This window comes from Kitasatospora sp. NBC_01287 (assembly GCF_026340565.1).
Taxonomy (GTDB): domain Bacteria; phylum Actinomycetota; class Actinomycetes; order Streptomycetales; family Streptomycetaceae; genus Kitasatospora.
This window is the reverse complement of record NZ_JAPEPB010000001.1, coordinates 73,168-92,142: the sequence shown is the minus strand read 5'-3', so window position 1 is coordinate 92,142 and position 18,975 is coordinate 73,168. Positions and strand designations below refer to the sequence as shown.

Sequence of the window (18,975 nt, the reverse complement as noted above, 5' to 3'; positions counted from 1 at the left end):
GGCCGACTGTCAGCCCTGCACATGAGAGCCAGTCAACGGGAGTCCCCTTCTCATGCTGTACACCACCGCTCCGGCCCGCAGACGCGCGCCGTTCCCGGCGCACCGGGAGCTGCAGCACAGCCTCGACACCCTCGCCCGCCGCCACCGGGTGCCCGGCGCCCAACTGGTGCTGGACACCGGCTCGGAGTTCGCCGCCGTGCACACCGGTACGGCCGACGCCGCCACCGGCGCCCCCTTCACCACGGACACCGCGGTTCCGTTGGGGTCCCTCACCAAGCCCTACACGGCCGCGCTCGTGCTGCTCCTCGTCGACGACGGCGACCTCGACCCGGACGACCCCGTCGCCGAGTACCTCCCCGAACTCCGGGACCTGCCACAGGTGACGGTTCGTCAACTGCTGAGCCACACCGGTGGCCTGCCCACCGGGCCCGACTCCGACGCGGCCGCCCGGACCAGCGCGGCGCACTACCTGTCGTCGGTGTGCACCGCCCGGGACGCGCTCTTCGCGCCCGGGACCGACTTCTCCTACTCCAACGCCGGTTATGTCGCCGCCGGACGGCTGGTGGAGGCGGTGACCGGCATGCCGTGGCGCGAAGCCATGGAGGCCATGCTCCTCGAACCCCTGGGCACCGTGCCGGCGTTCCTCGGACCGGCCGGCGCGATCCGCCCCGTGGCCGCCGGTCACGCCCTCAACACCGCGACGGGCCAGGTCCGTCCGGTCCGGCAGAACCTGGCTCCGCTGGAGGCGCCCGCCGGTGCCCTGCTGGCGAGCGCCGAGGACCTCGCCGCGCTCGGCAGCGCCCTGGTCGGCCGGACCGCGGCCCTGCCGCCGGTGGTCGCCAAGGAGATGCGCCACGCGGAACTCGCCGCCGACCCGGGAGGGCTCGCCGACGGCTGGGGGCTGGGACTGGCCCTGTTCCGGCAGGACGAGAAGCTGTGGTGCGGCCACGACGGCAACGCCCAGGGCACCTCGTGCCACCTGCGGGTCGAACCGGACACCGGCGCGGTGGTCGCCTTCACGGGCAACGCCGGTGCTGCCACGGCGCTCTGGCGGGACCTCGCCGACGACCTGGAGCGGATCGCGGGCGTGCGGGTGCCCACCGTGATCGCGCCCGTGGACGCGGGCCACCCGGTGCCGCTGCCCGACTGCGCGGGCGTCTACCGCAACGGCGGCATCCGGTACCGCGTCGCGCCGGGGCCCGGTGGCTCGCCGGCCCTGTCCGTGGACGGCGACCTGCCGATACCCCTGCTCTGCTACCGCGACCTGTCGTTCGACCTGGTCGACCCGGGGAGCGGTCGCCGCGAGTCCGGCGGGCGGTTCCACCGTGACCCGGTCACCGGCGCGATCGACCGCGTGCAGATATCGGGGCGCACCGCACGCCGCACCGGCCTCGGCTGAGGCCGTCCGCCCCCGGCCCGTCCGCACTCAAGCCCGTCAGCACTCCAGCCGGCCCGTCAGCACCCAAGCCCGTCAGCACCCAAGCCCGTCAGCACCCCGGCCCGGCCCGTCAGCCCCCGCTGCTCGGGCGGGCGTCGGGTGTGCCCGGGTGCCCTCCGCCGCCCCCAACGTTCCCGGCGCCTCCTCCCCACCCGGAAGGACCTCATCCCATGGCCGACCAGCCCGACCATCGTGTCCCCGCGCCCACCTCGCCGCAGGCCGGTGAAGCCGCCGGGGCGCCCGAGTGCGGGGCGTCCCCGACGCGGGAGTGCCGGACGCTCGGTGAGCTGTTCGCCGCCTGGGTGGCCCGCACGCCCGACGCGCCCGCGGTGACCGACGGCCGGCGCACCTGGAGCTACCGGGAACTGGCGGACCGGGTCGACCTGCTGGCCGGGCACCTCGCGCGGCGCGGGGCCGGGCCGGAGCGGACGGTGGCACTGGTCCTGCCGCGCTCGATGGAGCTGATCGCGGCCGAGTTGGCCGTCGCGCGGACGGGCGGTGCCTTCCTGCCGGTGGATCCCGGCTATCCCGCCGAGCGGCGGGCCCTCATGCTCGCCGACGCGGCGCCCGCCGTGACCCTCGACGACCCGGGCTTCGTGCGCGCCGTGCTGGACGCGGCGGACGGGGGCGGGGGCGACCTTCCCCGACCGGCGGTCGGCGCCGACCACATCGCGTACGTGATCTACACCTCGGGCTCCACCGGGACGCCGAAGGGCGTGGCGGTCACCCACCGCGGCATCGGCGGGTTCACCGCGGCCGCCATCGAGCGCTACGCGGTGCGGCCCGGAGACCGCGTGCTGCAGTTCTCCTCGCCCAGCTTCGACGCCTCCGTCCTGGAACTCTTCATCTCCGTGCTGTCCGGGGCCACGCTCGTGGTGCCCCCGGGCGGCCCCTGGCTGGGCGACGAGCTCGCCGCCGTCCTGGACGAGCACCGCGTCACGCACGCCCTGATCCCGCCGGCCGCGCTGGCGACCCTCCCCGCCCCCGCGGCCGGCGCCGGCCGCCATCTGCGCACGCTGATCGTCGGGGCCGAAGCCTGTCCGCCCGCGCTCGTCGATCGCTGGGCACCCGGCCGACGCATGATCAACTCCTATGGCCCGACCGAGGCCACCATCGTCGCCACCTGGACCGGGCCGCTCTCGGCCGGCACCGGGACGCCGACCATCGGCGGCGCGCTGCCGCACACCCGGGTGTACGTCCTGGACGCGGCGATGCGACCGCAACCGGTCGCTACGGACGGCGAGTTGTACATCGGCGGGGAAGCGGTGGCGCGCGGTTACCTGAACCGCGCCGGGCTGACCGCCGCCCGCTTCGTCGCCGACCCGTTCGGAGCGCCGGGCGCCCGGCTCTACCGCACCGGCGACCGGGCCCGCTGGACCGCCGACGGGGAGCTGGAGTTCCTCGGCCGGCTCGACCGGCAGGTGAAGCTGCGCGGCTTCCGGATCGAACCGGGCGAGATCGAGGCGGCCCTGCGGCGGCACACCGCCGTCGGCGAGGCGGTCGTCATGGTCCGCGAGGACGAGCCGGGCCGGGAGCGCCTGGTCGGCTACGTCACCCCCGCCGACCCGGAGCGGGCCCCGGACCCGGCGGAGCTGCGCACCGCCCTGGCCGCCGCGCTGCCGGCCCATCTGGTGCCGTCCACCGTCGTCGTGCTGGCGGCCATGCCGCTCACCCCGCAGAACAAGATCGACCGGCGGGCGCTGCCGGCGCCCGTCCGCCCGACCACCGCCGACCGGGTGGCACCGCGCACCGCGCCCGAGCGCACCCTGGCCGCCATCTGGGCGGAGGTGTTGGGCGCCGACGCGGTCGGGGCGACGGACGACTTCTTCGAGCTGGGCGGTGACTCGATCCTCGCCGCTCGGACCCTGGCCCGGGTCAGGGACGAGCTGGGCGTCCGGCTCACCCTGCGGGACGTCTTCACCGCGCGCTCCATCGCGGCCCTGGCCCCGCTGCTGGGCGAACACCGCGCCGTCGCGCCGCCCGAGCCGATCCCGCCCGCCCCGCGCGGGGTGCCGCTGCCGCTGTCCAACGCCCAGCGACGGCTCTGGTTCCTCGACGACCTCACCGCCGGCGGGACGGAGTACAACACCGGCGTGGCCCTGCGACTGCGCGGCGCACCGGACCCCGAGGCGCTGAGCCGGGCCCTGCGTCGCCTCGTCGCCCGGCACGCCTCGCTGCGCACCACGTTCGACACGGTCGACGGGCAGGGCGTGCAGCGGATCGCGGAGCAGGCCGCGCTGCCGCTGCGCACGGCCGACCTCGGTGAGCTGCCCGCGGCGCGGCGCGCCGAGGCCGCCGAACAGCTGCTGACCGACGAGTTGAGCCGCCGCTACGACCTGACGGAGGGTCCGCTGGCCCGGGCGCTGCTCGTGCGCCTCACCGCCGACGAGCACCTGCTGCTGCTGGGGCAGCACCACATCATCACCGACGGGTGGTCGGTGGGCGTCCTGGTCCGCGAGCTGGCGGCGCTCTACCACGCGGAGGTCTCCGGCGAGCCGGACGCCCTGCCCGCCCCGGCCCTGCAGTACCCCGACTTCGCCGTCTGGGAGCAACGGCGGCAGGCCGCCGACGGCGGGGCCGGGCCCGGTGAGGACACCGACGACGCCGAGGACCTCGGGTACTGGAAGCGGTGCCTGTCCGGGCTGCAGCACCTGCAACTGCCCACCGACCGGCCACGGCCCGCGGTGCGCACCACGTCCGGCGCCGCACACCGCCACCACCTCCCGGCGGATCTGCTGGCCCGGCTGCGACACCTCGCCACCGGACGTGGCACGACGGTGTTCACGCTGTTCGCCGGGGCGTCCGCGCTGCTGTTCTCCCGCTACTCCGGCCAGCGGGACGTGGCGTTCGGCACCGTCACCAACGGGCGGGAGCGCCGCGAGCTGGAGGAGGTGACGGGGTTCTTCGCGAACACCGTCGTGCTGCGCGGTGACGTGGACGAGACGCTCACCGTCGACCGGTTCGTCGAGAGCATGCGCACGACCGTGCTGGACGCCTTCGTTCACGCCGGGGTGCCGTTCGACCGGGTGGTGGAGGAACTGGCTCCGCCCCGGGACCCCAGCCGCACCCCGTTGGTGCAGGTGCTCGTCGTCCAGCAGCCCGCCGGCACCCTGCCGAGCGCCGGCGGCCTGCGGTTCGAGGAGCACCCGCTGCCGCGCCCGGCCGCGCGCTTCGACCTGGTCCTGGAGTTCTCCTCGGACGCCGAGGGCGGCTGCGCGCTGACCGTCGAGTACAACACGGACCTGTTCGACGCGCGGACCGTGGCCCGGATGTCCCGTCACCTGCACCGCCTGCTGGCGGGAATGGCGGACGGCCCGCAGCACCGGCTGGCCGAACTGCCGATGCTCTCGGAGGAGGAGCAGCGCACCCTGATCGACTCCTGGAACCCGCCCGCCCACGGCGGGCGCGCGGTCCCGGACGTCGCCCTGCCCGAGCTGTTCCAGGCGCAGGCGGCCCGCACCCCCGACCGGACCGCCGTGCTCTGCGGCGCGGTGCGACGGGACTACGCGGAGGTCAACCGGCGCGCCAACCGCCTCGCCCGGCTGCTGGTCTCCCGGGGCGCGGGCCCCGAGAAGCTGGTCGCGCTCTGCCTGCCCCGCACCGCCGAACTGCCCTCGGCGCTCTGGGCGGTGCTGAAGTCGGGCGCGGGGTACCTCCCGTTGGACCCGGGCTATCCGGCCGAGCGCATCCGCCTGATGCTGGACGACGCCGAGCCGGTGCTCGTCGTCGCCACCCGGCAGACGGCCGCCGCCCTGCCGGCGGGCTGCGAGCCGCTGATCCTGGAGGACCACCCCGACATCCCGGGTGCCGACGACGGCGACCTGACCGACGCCTGCCTGGCCGACGCCGACCTGACCGACGCCGACCGGCTCCGGCCGCTGGCGCCGGACCACCCCGCCTACGTCATCTACACCTCGGGATCCACCGGCCGCCCCAAGGGCGTGGTGGTCACCCACCGCAGTGTGGTCGCGCTCGCCGCCTGGGCGCGGGAGCAGTTCGGTCCCAGCCGCTTGGACCACGTGATCGCCGCCACCTCGCTCAACTTCGACGTGTCGGTCTTCGAGCTGCTGTGCCCCCTGCTGGCGGGCGGGAGCGTCGAGGTGGTCGCCGACCTGCCCGCGCTCGCCGACGCGCCCGGCCGGCGGCGGGTCGGGCTGGTCAGCGGCGTGCCCTCGGTGATCTCCCGCCTGATCTCCCCGGGCGGGTCCCCGGGCGGGTCCCCGGGCGGGTCCCCGGTCGGATCCCCGGTCGACGCGCGGACCGTCGTGCTGGCCGGTGAGGCCCTCCCGGCCCAGGTGGTGCGCGACCTGCGGGACGCCGTGCCCGGGTGCGAGATCGCCAATGTCTACGGCCCCACCGAGGCCACGGTGTACGCCACCGCCTGGTTCGCGGGCGACCGGCTGCCGGAGCAGGCACCGCCGATCGGCAGGCCGCTGGCGCTCACCCGCGGCTATGTCCTCGACTACGCGCTGCGTCCGCAACCACCGGGCGTGGTAGGTGAGTTGTACCTCGGTGGCGGCGGCCTGGCACGCGGCTACCTGCGGCGCCCGGGTCTGACCGCCGCCCGGTTCGTGGCCGACCCGTACGGCGCGCCGGGGGAGCGGATGTACCGCACCGGGGACCTGGTGCGGTGGAGCGCCGACGGCGAGCTGGAGTACGTCGGCCGGATCGACCAGCAGGTCAAGGTCCGCGGCTTCCGGATCGAACTGGGCGAGGTCGAGGAGGCGCTGCGCACCTGCGAGGGCGTGGCCCAGGCAGCCGCCACCGTCCACGAGGGCGACGGCAACCGGCGCCTGGTCGGCTACGTCGTCCCCGTCCCGGACGGCCGGGTGGAGCCCGAGGCCGTGCGCCGGGCGCTCGGGCTCGCGCTGCCCGACTACCTGGTCCCCTCGGCCGTCCTGGTGCTGCCCGCCCTGCCGCTCAACCCCAACGGCAAGCTCGACCGGAGCCGGCTGCCCGCTCCGGGACCGGCCCTGCCCGCCGTACGCCACGTCGAGCCCCGCACCCCCACCGAGCGGACCTTCGCCGCCATCTGGGCGGACATCCTGCGGGTGGAACGGGTCGGTGCGGACGACAACTTCTTCCAGCTCGGCGGCGACTCGATCCTCAGCATCCAGCTGGTGGCCCGCGCCCGGCAGGAGGGCCTGCCGGTGACCTCCCGGGACGTCTACCAGCACCAGACGGTCGCCGCCCTCGCCCGGTGCGCGGACGTCGCCGACCGGGCGCGGCCGGCCGCCCCCGCCGTGCCGGCCGCCACCGGGGCGAGCCCCCTGACGCCCATCCAGGACTGGTGGTTCGACACGGGGGCCGAGCGCGTCGGCCACTTCGCCCAGGCGCTCTCCGTGCGCCTTCCCGACGACCTGGACCCGGCGGCGCTGGAGGACGCGCTGAACGACCTGGTCGCCCACCACGACGCCCTGCGCTCCGCCTTCCCCACCGCCGACGGCGCGGGCAGCGGCACCGGTGCCGCTGCCGTGCGCTGGCGGATCGACGAGCGGACCGACCGGGTCACCCTGGCCCGCCACAGCGGCCCGGACACCGACACCCCCCACTTCGGTCCCTTCGACCTGCGCCACGGGCCGTTGCTGCGCGCCGTGCTGCACGAGCGCGGGGCCGACCGGCCGCCGGTCCTGCACCTGGCCGTGCACCACCTGGTGACGGACGGCGTCTCCTGGCGGGTGCTGCTGGAGGACCTGGACCGGGCCTACCGCGCCCGCCGCGACGGCGGCGACGGTGGCGACGCGGCGGCGGCGCTGCCGGCCAAGTCCTCGCCGCTGCGACAGTGGGCCCAGCGGCTGCACGCGCACGCCGTCGACGGCGGCTTCGACGACGAGCGCGGCTACTGGGCGCAGGCGGTCCCGGACCGCGCGGACCCGCTCCCGGCCGACCTGGCGGGCGCCGACACCTACGCCTCGGCCCGCTCGGTGACCGTGCGCCTGAGCCCCGCCGACACCGCCGTCCTGCTGCGCACCCTGCCCGAGACCTACCGCACCCAGGTCAACGACGTGCTGCTGAGCGCCCTGGGCCGGGCGCTGTGCGGGTGGAGCGGGCAGGACCGGGTGGTGGTGGACGTCGAGGGGCACGGGCGCGAGGAGCTCTTCACCGACCTCGACATCAGCCGCACCGTCGGCTGGTTCACCACCCGGTACCCCCTCGCCCTCGCCGTGCCGGGGCAGGCGGACTGGGACACCGTCCTCAAGCAGGTCAAGGAGCAACTGCGCGCCGTCCCGCGCCACGGGCTGGGCCACGACGTGCTGCGCCGGCTGGGCCGGATCGGGGCGGCGGCGCCGGGCCCGGTGGCGCAGGTCAGCTTCAACTACCTGGGGCGCATCGCGTTCCCGGACGGACCGGACGGGCTGTACCACGGCACCTTCCGGCCGCTGGAGCTGGACGCCGACCCCCTGGTCGAGCGCCCGCACGCGCTGGAGGTCGTCGGCCATCTGGACGGTGACGCGCTGGAGTTCAGCTGGTTCTACTCCGACCAGCGGCACCGGCAGGACACCGTCCAGGCACTGGCCGAACGCTTCGCCGACGCGCTGGCCGACCTCGCCCGGCACGCCGCCCGGCCGGGCGCCGGCGGCCGCACGCCGTCCGACTTCCCGCTCGCCCGGCTCGACCAGGCCGCCGTGGACCGCGTCGTGGGGGCGGAGCCGGGCGCCGTGGAGGACGTCCTGCCGCTGACGCCGACCCAGGCCGGCATGCTCTTCCACGCCCTCTCCCAGGACGACAGCGCCGCTTACTTCCAGCAGCTCACCTTCGTCCTGGAGGGCGTCCCCGACCCGGAGCGGCTGGCCGCGGCCTGGCAGCGGGTGACCGAGCAGACCGCGGTGCTGCGCGGCCGCGTCCGGTGGCACGAGGTGCCGGAGCCGCTGCTGGTGGTCGAACGCCGCGCCCCCGTGCCGGTCACCCACCTGGACTGGCGCGGCCTGACCGAGGACGAGCGCCGCGAGCGGCTGGCCGACCTGCTGGACCGTGACCGGGCGACCGGCATCGACCTCGCGAAGGCGCCGCTGCAGCGCCTGGTGCTCGCCCGGGTCGGCGACACCGGTGTGCGCGTGGTCTGGTCCTTCCACCACCTGATCCTGGACGGCTGGAGCCTGTTCCAGGTGCTGTCGGACGTCTTCGCCCGCCACGCGGCAACGTCCGAGCCGGCCACCTCGGCGCAGCGCCCGCCCTACCGCGACTACCTGGCCTGGCTGCGCGAGCGCGACTGGGCCCGGGCCGAGGAGCACTGGCGCGGCCGCCTCACCGGCCTGACCGAGGCCACCCCGCTGCCCTGGGACCGGGAGCCGCGCCGCAGCCACCACGCGGAGTCCACCCAGGCGGTGCGGGTGACCGTGCCCGCGGCCACCACCCGGGCCCTGGAAGACTTCGCGAGGACCGCCGGCCTCACCCTGAACACCCTGGTCCAGGGCGCCTGGGCGCTGCTGCTGGGCCGTCAGGCAGGGCGCGACGAGGTGGTGTTCGGCACCACGGTGTCCGGCCGCCCGCCCGAGCTGCCCGGCTCCGAGGCCATCACCGGCCTCTTCATCGCGACACTGCCCACCCGCGCCGCGGTGCCGGCCGACGGCACCCTGGTCGACTGGCTGCGCCAGGTCCAGTGGGACCAGAACGAGGACCGGCGCTTCGACTACGTTCCGCTGACCCGGATGCGGACGTTCACCGGCCTTCCCGAGCGGGCCACCCTGTTCGACAGCATCGTCGTCTTCGAGAACTACCCGGTGGACGACGAGCTCGCCGCCGCCCACGGCCTGCGCCTGAGCGACCTGGACGGTGTCGAGACCACCAACTACCCCTTGAGCCTGGTGGCGTACCCGGGTCCTGAGCTGGCGCTGCGGCTCGCTTACGACCCGGAGCTGTTCGACGCCGCCACGGCCCGGCGGATGGCCGAGCACCTCACCGTCCTGCTGGCAGGCATGCCCGACGGCGCCGGGCGCCCGCCCGTCCGGCTGCCGCTGCTGAGCGCGGAGCGCCGCGCGCAGGTGCTCGACGCGTGGAACGACACCGCCACCGACCTGCCCGAGCGCAGCGTCGCCGACCTGTTCGCCGAACAGGTGCGCCGCACGCCCGACGCCATCGCGCTGGAAGCCGGCGACGAGCGCCTCAGCTACCGGGAGCTCGACGCCCGCGCCGCCGCCCTGGCCGGTCGGCTGGTCGCGCTCGGCGTCCGGGTCGAACGCCCGGTCGGCGTGCTGATGAACCGCTCGGCGTGGCTGATCGTCGCCCAACTGGCCCTGGTCCGCACCGGCGGGGTGTACCTGCCGCTGGACGGCCGGGCGCCGCGCGAGCGGCTGCGCCGGATGCTGGCCGAGGCCGGCGCCGACCTGGTGCTCACCGACGCGGCCTGGGAGCCGGCGGCCCGCGACCTGTGCCCCGGCGCCGGCGTCCTGCGCCCGGACGAGCCGCCGCACGACGCGGCCGCCGATGACTTCGACGACCGACCGGCGGTCCACCCCGACAACGTCCAGTACCTGATGTTCACCTCAGGATCGACCGGCACCCCCAAGGGCGTCGCCGTGCGCCAGCGCGACGTCGCCGCGCTCGCCCTGGACCGCGCCTTCACCGGTCACGACCGGGTGCTCGTGCACTCCCCGCACGCCTTCGACGCCTCCACCTACGAGGTGTGGGTGCCGCTGCTGCGCGGCGGCACGGCCGTGCTGGCCCCGCCGGTGGAGCTGGACGCGGCCGTGGTCCGCCGCGCCGTCACCGAGCAGGGCGTGCGCCACCTCTGGCTGACCGCCGGCCTGTTCCGCCTCCTCGCCCAGGAGGATCCCGGCTGCCTGCGCGGCGCCCGGGAGGTGTGGACCGGTGGCGAGGCGGTGCCGGGCGCGGTGGTCCGCCGGGTCCTTCAGGCCTGCCCCGACCTCACCGTGGTCGACGGCTACGGTCCGACCGAGACCACCACCTTCGCCACCCGCCGGGCCTTCCGCGCCGGTGACCCGCTGCCGGCCACGCTGCCCATCGGACGCCCGCTGGACAACACCCGCGTCTACCTGCTCGACGCCGCACTCCAGCCGCAACCGCCCGGCATCGCGGGCGAGTTGTACATCGCCGGCGCCGGAGTCGCCCGGGGCTACGCCGGCCGGCCCGGCGAGAGCGCCGCCCGCTACCTCGCCGACCCCTTCGGGCCGCCCGGGGGACGGATGTACCGCACCGGCGACACCGCGCGGTGGAGCGACGACGGTGAACTGCACTTCGTGGGCCGGGCGGACGACCAGATCAAGATCCGCGGGTTCCGCATCGAGCCCGCCGAGATCGAGGCGCGGCTGACCGCCCACCCGGACGTCGCCGAGGCGGTCGTGTCGCTGTACCAGGACGGCGGGCGCAAGCGGCTGGCCGCCCACCTGGTACCGGCCGAGGGCGCCGCGGTGCCGTCCGCCACCGCCCTTCGCGGCCACCTGGCGGCCGACCTGCCCGACTACATGCTGCCGGCCGCGTTCGTCACGGTGCCGGAGCTGCCCCTGACGGCCAACGGCAAGGTCGACCGGCGGCGGCTGCCCGCCCCCGACTGGGCGGCGTCCGGCGACAGCGCCTACCGGGCGCCGGTCACCGCGACCGAGCAGGTGCTCGCCGCCATCTGGGCGGAGCTGCTCGGGGTGGAGAGGGTCGGCGTCGACGACAACTTCTTCATGCTGGGCGGCGACTCGATCCTGAGCATCCAGGTCGTCTCCCGTGCCCGGGCCGCGGGGCTCGCGCTGACCCCCCGCGACCTGTTCCGGCGTCCCACCATCGCCGCGCTGGCCGCCACCACCGGCAGCGCCGCCGCCGCCGTCGCCGGCACCGAGCCGGTGAGCGGCGAGGTCGCCCTCGCGCCGATCCAGCACTGGTTCCTCGACCCCCGTCCGCCGCAGGCCGGCTTCTTCAACCAGTCCGTGGTCCTGCGGACCCCCGGCGAGGTCGACCCGGAGGCGCTGCGCCGCGCCCTGACGGCCCTGTGGGCGCACCACGACGCGCTGCGCTCGCGCTTCACCACCGAGCGGGACGGCAGCTGGCGCCAGCACTGCGCCCCGGCGGACGACCCCGCGCCCGAGCTGCTCGAAGTCCACGACCTGGCGGGCCTGGACCCGAGCGCGGCCGAGCAGGCCGAGGCCCTGGCCACGGCGGCCGCGCACGCCGCCTTCCGCCTGGAGAGCGGCCCGCTGCTCACCGCCCGCCTGTTTGCCACCGGCGGCGCCGGGCCCGCCCGGCTGCTGCTGGCCGTCCACCACCTGGTGGTCGACGGCGTCTCCTGGCGGGTGCTGCTGGAGGACCTGGAGACCGCCTACCGGCAGGCGGCGGCCGGTCGGCCGCTGCGCCTGCCCGCCCGCACCACCTCCGTCCAGGAGTGGACGCGCCGGTTGCGCGACCACACCGCGGGCGGCCGGTTCGCCGACCAGTGCGCCCACTGGAGGGCGGTCGCCCGGCACTGCGCGGCGCCGCTGCCGGTGGACGGCGAGGGCGGCAACTCCGCGGCGGACGTACGCGCCGTGACGGTCCGGCTGGACCGCGAGCGCACCGACGAGCTGCTGCGCAAGGTCCCCGGGGTCTACCGGACCCGGATCGACGACGTCCTGCTCACCGCGCTCGGCCGGGTCCTCGCGCGGTGGACCGGGCGGGACACCGTCGCCGTCGGCCTGGAGGGGCACGGCCGCGAGGACCAGCTCTTCGAGGACATCGACCTGTCCCGCACGGTCGGCTGGTTCACCGCCCTCTTCCCCGTCGCCCTCCAGGTCCCGGAGGGCGACTGGGGCACCGCGCTCAAGTCCGTGAAGGAGCAGCTGCGCGCGGTGCCGGACCGGGGCCTGGGCTACGGCGCGCTGCGCTACCTCGCCCGGGACGAACAGCTCACCGGCGCGGCGGCCCCCGGCATCAGCTTCAACTACCTGGGCCGGTTCGACTGGTCCGACGACGGCGCGTCCGACGACGGCGCGGCCCTGGTCCGCGCGGTCCCCGGCGGTCTCGACGGCGCGGAGGCGCCCGGCACGGCGCGCCCGCACCTGCTGGACGTGGTGGCCCGCGTCCAGGCCGACCGCCTGGAGATCAGCTGGTACTACAGCGCCGGTCGCCACCACGAGCGGACCGTCGCCGCGCTGGCGGACGGCATGCTGCGCGCGCTGGAGGGCATCGTCGCCCACTGCGCCGACCCGGACGCCGGCGGCCGCACCCCCGCGGACTTCCCGCTGGCCCGCCTGGACCAGGCGGCCGTGGACCTGGTTGTGGGGGACGGGCGCGCCGTCGCGGACGTCTACCCGCTGACGCCGATGCAGGCGGGCATGCTCTTCCACAGCCTGCTGGACCCGGACGGCCGCACCTACCTCAACCAGGTGCAGCTGGTGCTGTCCGGGGTCACCGACCCGCGGGCCCTGGCCGAGGCCTGGCAGCACACCGCGGACGCCAACCCGGTGCTGCGCACCCGGCTCACCTGGCAGGAGAGCGCCGAGCCGCTCCAGGTCGTCCAGCAGCGGGCCGTCGTGCCGGTGGCCCACCACGACTGGACGCGGTGGGCCACCGACCGGATCGAGCGCGAGACGGCGCGGCTGCTGGCCGAGGACCGGCAGGCCGGCATCGACCTGAGCGCGGCGCCGCTGATGCGGCTCGCCCTGATCCGGCTGTCACCGACCCGGGTGCGGATGGTGTGGACCTTCCACCACGTCCTGCTGGACGGGTGGAGCGCGGCCCAGGTCTTCGACGAGGTGTGCGAACGGTACGCCGCCCTGACCGCCGCCCGCCCGCCGGAGCTGACCGAGCGGGCTCCGTTCGGCGACTACCTGCGCTGGCTGGCCGGGCAGGACCCCGCCCGGGCCGAGCGGCACTGGCGCGAGGCCCTGGCCGGATTCCCGGCTCCCACCGCACTGCCCCAGGACCGGCGGCCCGCCGAGGCCCACCGCGCCGCCTCGTCCGCGTCGGTGCGGGTGAGCCTCGACACCGACCTGTCGCCGCGGCTGCGCGAGACGGCGCAGCAGGCGGGACTGACCGTCAACACCGTCCTACAGGGTGCCTGGGCGCTGCTGCTCTCGCGCTGCGGCAGTGGCGACGACGTGGTGTTCGGCACGATCGTCTCCGGTCGGCCCGCCGAACTCCCGGGTGTGACCTCGATGGTGGGCCTGTTCATCAACACGCTGCCGACCCGGGTGCGGATCGAGGGCCGGCGCCCCCTGCGGGAGTGGCTGCGCGCCCTGCAGGCCGCCCAGTCGGAGGACCGGCGCCACGGCTTCGTCTCGCTGGCGCAGGTGCAGACCTGGAGCGAGGTGCCCGGGGGGACCAGCCTGTTCGACAGCATCGTGGTCTTCGAGAACTACCCGTTCGACGAGGAGGCGGTGGGCCGGCACGGCCTGGCCGTCGAGGCCGAACGCGACGTGGAGCCCACCAACTACCCGCTCTGCGTGGTGGTGGTGCCCGGTGAGGCGCTGTCGGTCAGCCTTGAGTACGACCCGGCCGCCTTCGACGCGGCGACGGTCGAGGGGCTCGGGAGGAGCCTGGCGACGTTGCTGGCGGCCATCGCGGCCGACCTCGAACGCCCGCTGGCCGAGCTGCCGCTGCCGGCCCCACTGCCGGCCCCACTGCCGGCCCCGCTGCCGGACCAGCCGCGGGGACGCGCGGCTGTCGAACGGCCTGCCGCGGCGGTGGCCCCGGCACCGGAGCGCACCCTGCCCGAGCCGGTGCGGGCCGCCCCGGCGACGGCCGGCGACCGCCCCTGGCGCACCGACGCGGAGAGGCTGCTCGCCGCGATCTGGTCCGAGGTCCTCGGCGTGCCCGACGTGAGCCCGGACGACAACTACTTCGCGCTCGGCGGCGACTCGATCCTGGGGATCCAGATCGTCTCCGCCGCCCGCCGGGCAGGGCTCGCGCTGACCCCCCGGCACCTGTTCTCCCACCAGACGCCGGCCGAACTCGCCCTGGCCGCCGAGGAGGCACCGGTCACGGCGGTCGTCGCCGAGCAGGGCGCGGTGGTGGGCGAGGTTCCGCTCACCCCCGTCCAGCACTGGATGTTCGACACCCTGGGCGGCGACGCCCGCTTCACCCAGGGGGTCTCCTTCCAGCTCGCGGCGGACGCCGACGAGACCCTGCTGCGCGCGGCCCTGACCGCCGTCCTGGCGCACCACGACGCGCTGAGCCTGCGGTTCGAGGCGGTCGGCCCCGGACAGTGGCGCCAGTACGGCGCCGCCCCCGGCGGCGCGCCGGGCAGCCTGCGCGTGCACGAGCTGCCCGGCGGCGAACCGGCCGCGCTCCAGGCGGCGCTGCGCGAGGTGGCCGACGACCTGGCAAACGGCTTCGACCTGGCCGACGGGCCGCTGCTGCGCGCCGCCCTGTGCCGCTCCGTCGGCGAGGCGCACCCGGTCCTGCTGCTCGCCGCCCACCACCTGGTGGTGGACGCGGTCTCCTGGCGGCTGATCCTGGAGGACCTGGAGAGCGCCTACCGCGCCCTGGTCGAGGGCAAGGCGCCCGACCTCGGGGCCAAGAGCACCTCGTTCCGGGCCTGGGCGCGGCGGCTCGCCGCGCACACCGCGGCCGGCGGCTTCGACGACGAACTCGCCCACTGGCAGCACCTCGACCGCACGGCCGGCGCGACCCCGCTGCCGACCGACGGCGATGGTGCCAACACGGCCGCCGTCGAGGAGACGCTGACGGTCGGCCTGGACGCCGAGGAGACCCGCCGGCTGCTCCAGGACGTGCCGGAGGTCTACCGCACCCGGGTGAACGACGTCCTGCTCTGCGCCCTGGGCCGCGTGCTGGCCCGCTGGACCGGGCGGGACCGGGTGGCGGTGACCTTGGAGGGCCACGGCCGCGAGGAGCTGTTCGACGACGTCGACCTCGCCCGGACCGTGGGCTGGTTCACCACGGTGTACCCCGTCGCCCTCCAGGTGCCCCGGGACGCGGACACCGGCGCCGCGCTGAAGGCGGTCAAGGAGAGCCTGCGCGCCGTGCCGCGCGGCGGCATCGGCTACGGCGCGCTGCGCCACCTGCGGCCCGCGGACGGCCCGCCGCTGCCGGACCTGCCGCGGATCGGCTTCAACTACCTGGGCCGGCAGGACCAGCACCACGCGCCGGGCGGCCTGCTGCACGCGCCGTTCGGCCCGCTCACCGGCGGCATGGACCGCTCGGCCGAGCGACCGCACCTCCTCGACGTCCTCGGGCAGGTGAGCGAGGGGCGGCTGGGCTTCACCTGGTCGTACTCCCGCGAGGTGCACCGGCGCGAGACCGTCGCCCGGTTGGCGGCCGAGCTGGCGGACGAACTGCGGGCGATCATCCGCCACTGCGCCGAGCCCGGCGCGGGCGGCCGCACGCCCTCCGACTTCCCGCTCGCGCCGCTGGACCAGGCGGCCGTCGACCGGCTGGCCGGCACCGGGCGGGAGGTGGTGGAGATCTACCCGCTCACGCCCACCCAGACCGGCATGGTCGTGCACGGCCTGGACGAGGCGGGAAACGGCCTCTACCTGGAGCAGCTCACCTTCGTGCTGGACGGTGCCCGCGACCCGCGACTGCTGGCCGCCGCCTGGCAGCACGTGGTCGACCGCACACCCGTGCTGCGCACCGCCGTGGTGCTGCACGACGTGCCCGTGCCCCTGCAGGTGGTGCACCGGGACGTGACGCCGCCGGTCACCGAACACGACTGGAGCGCCCTGTCGGGGCGCCAGCGCGAGGCGGAGCTGGAGCTGTTCCTCACCGAGCAGCGGGGCCGCCCGCTGGACCTGGGCCGGGCCCCGCTGCTGCGGCTCGACCTGATCCGGCTCGGCCCGGAGGCGGTGCGCGTGGTGTGGACCTTCCACCACGTCCTGCTGGACGGGTGGAGCGTCTTCCAGGTCCTGTCGGACGTGCTGGCCGCCCACGGGGCGCTCGCCCGCGGCGAGCGGCCGAGCCTGCCCGAGCGCCGGCCCTTCGCCGACTACGCCGGCTGGCTGGCCGCCCGGGACACCGGCCGGGCGGCGGAGCACTGGCGGGGCGCGCTGGCGGACCTGGCCGCGCCCACCGCGCTGCCCTACGACCGCAGGCCCGGCCAGGACGGCACGGCCTACTCCGGGGTCTGGCTGTCGCAGCGGCTCGGCGAGGAGGGGACGAGGCGGCTCCAGGAGTTCGCCCGTCGCCACCGCCTCACCCTGAACACCCTGGTCCAGGGTGCCTGGGCGCTGCTGCTGTCGCGCTGGAGCGGCGAGTCGCGGGTCTGCTTCGGCACCACCGTCTCCGGCCGGCCGGCGGACCTGGCAGGCGCCGACACCATCATCGGCCTCTTCATCACCACCCTGCCCGCCTGCGTCACCGTCGACGGCGGCGCGAGCTGCGCCGGCTGGCTGAGCGCGGTGCAGGAGGCCCGGGCCGAGGACCGCCGGTTCGACCACCTGCCGCTCACCGAGATCCACGGCCTGAGCGAACTCCCGCCCGGCACCGCGATGTTCGACAGTCTGATCGTCTTCGAGAACTACCCGGTGGGCGATGCGACGGCCGGCGCGCACGGCCTGCTGATCCGCGATCTGGAGGCCAGGGAGGCCACCAACTACCCGCTCACCGTGGTCGTCTCACCCGGTGACCGGCTCAGTGTGGAACTCGGCTACGACCCGCGGTACTTCGACCCCGGCACGGCCGGCTCGCTGGCCGGCCAGCTGCTGCACACGCTGTCCGCGCTGGCCGCCTCGGACGGCACCCTGCGGCTGGACGACGTGGACGTGCTGCCGGCCGGGGAACGGGAGCGAGTGCTGCGCGGGCCCGCGCGCCCGCCGCTCGACCCGGCGCCCTGGGCCACGTTGCCCGCCCTGGTGGAGGCCGCCGTGGACCGCCGGCCGAACGCACCGGCACTGGGCGCCCCCGGCCTGGTGCTGTCCTTCGCCGAGGTCGAGGAGCGGGCCAACCGGCTGGCACACCGGCTCATCGCGCGCGGCGCGGGCCCAGGTGGGCTCGTCGCGCTGCTGCTGCCGCGCTCGGCGGAGATGGTGCTGGCCCAGCTGGCGGTGGCGAAGACGGGCGCCGCGTTCCTGCCGGTCGACCCCTCCTATCCGGACGAGCGGGTCGAGCTGATGCTGCGTGACGCGGCTCCCGCGCTGACCCTCGACGCCAAGGAGGTCGCCGGCCTGCTGGCGGCGTCGCCGGACGGCGCGGCCGGCCACCGGCCCACCGACATCGACCGCAGCCGCCCGCTGGACCTGGACGACCCGGCCTACGTGATCTACACCTCAGGCTCCACCGGCACCCCGAAGGGCGTCGTCCTCACCCACCGCGGGCTCGCGGCGTTCGCCGCGGCCGAGGCCGAGCACTACCAGGTAGCCCCGGGTGACCGGGTGCTGGCCTTCGCCACCCCCAGCTTCGACGCCTCCGTGCTCGAACTGTGCATGTCCCTGCCGCACGGTGCCCGGCTGGTGGTGCCCGCTCCCGGTCCGCTGCTCGGCGCCCAACTGGCCGAGGTGCTGCGGGAGGAGGGGATCACCCACACCCTGCTGCCCCCGGCCGCCCTCGCCACCCTGCCGCCCGAGGCACCCGGCACGCTGCCCGCCCTGAAGACGCTGGTGGTCGGCGCCGACGCGTGCAGCGCCGACCTGGTCGCCCGGTGGGCCCCGCACCACCGCATGGTCAACTCCTACGGGCCCACCGAGGCCACCGTCGTCGCCACCTGGTCCGCGCCGCTGGAGGCGGACGGCGCCGCGCCGCCCATCGGCCGCCCGCTGCCCGCCACCGGGGCCTACGTCCTGGACGCGCGGCTGCGGCCGGTCGCCGACGGCGTACCGGGCGAACTGTGGCTGAGCGGACCGGCCCTGGCCCGCGGCTACCTGGGCCGCCCGGGGCTGACCGCGGCGCGGTTCACGGCCGACCCGTTCGGGCCGCCCGGCACCCGCATGTACCGCACCGGCGACCGGGTGCGCCGCGACCGCCGAGGAGAGCTGCACTACCTGGGCCGCACCGACCACCAGCTCAAGCTGCGCGGCCACCGCATCGAGGCGGGCGAGGTCGAGGCGGTCCTGGTGCGCCACCCGTCCGTCCTGGACGCCGTGGTGAGCGTGCGGGAGGACGAGCCGGGGCAGCCGCGCCTGGTCGCCCACCTGCTCGCGGCCCCCGGCGGCGAACCGCCGGCCGGTACCGAGCTGCGCGCGCTGGTCGCCCGCTCCCTGCCGGGCCACATGGTCCCCTCGGCGTTCGCGGTCCTCGACGCCTTCCCGCTCACCGGGAGCGGCAAGACCGACCGGGCGGCCCTGCCCGTGCCCGCACCGGTCGAGTGGGAGCCGGCCGGCCGGGTGGCGCCCCGCACGCCCACCGAGGAGGCGGTCGCGGCCATCTGGGAGGAGGTCCTCCAGGCGGCCGTGGGCGCGGTGGGCGCCGAGGACGACTTCTTCCTGCTCGGCGGCGACTCGATGCGCGCCCTGCTCATCGCCTCCCGCGCCAACGAGGCCTTCGGCGTCACGCTCACCCCCCGCGACGTCCTGGTCTCCCGCACCGTGGCCGCCCTGGCGGAACTGGTGGAGGAGCAGGTGTTGAGCGAGCTCGAAGACGCCCTGTACGGCGGCCCCGACGACGTCGAACGATGACGAACGACGTCGAACGATGACGAACGACGACGAACGATGACGAACGGTGAG

General features: G+C 76.0%; 2 protein-coding genes. Both read left to right on the top strand.

The features are described 5' to 3' along the window. The first annotated feature begins 52 nt into the window (after positions 1 to 52). Entirely contained in the window at positions 53 to 1,399 is a 1,347-nt protein-coding gene (locus OG455_RS00275) for a serine hydrolase (RefSeq protein ID WP_266288866.1), read from the top strand. A gap of 209 nt (positions 1,400 to 1,608) precedes the next feature. Beyond that, on the top strand, positions 1,609 to 18,924 hold the full coding sequence (locus OG455_RS00270) for a non-ribosomal peptide synthetase (RefSeq protein ID WP_266288864.1): 17,316 nt from the start codon (positions 1,609 to 1,611) through the stop codon (positions 18,922 to 18,924). Positions 18,925 to 18,975 lie beyond the last annotated feature (51 nt).

What these genes read in the sequence shown, in the direction of transcription:
- OG455_RS00275 (WP_266288866.1), top strand. Translation starts at nt 53, where the DNA reads ATGCTGTACACCACCGCTCCGGCCCGCAGACGCGCGCCGTTCCCGGCG.
- OG455_RS00270 (WP_266288864.1), top strand. Translation starts at nt 1,609, where the DNA reads ATGGCCGACCAGCCCGACCATCGTGTCCCCGCGCCCACCTCGCCGCAG.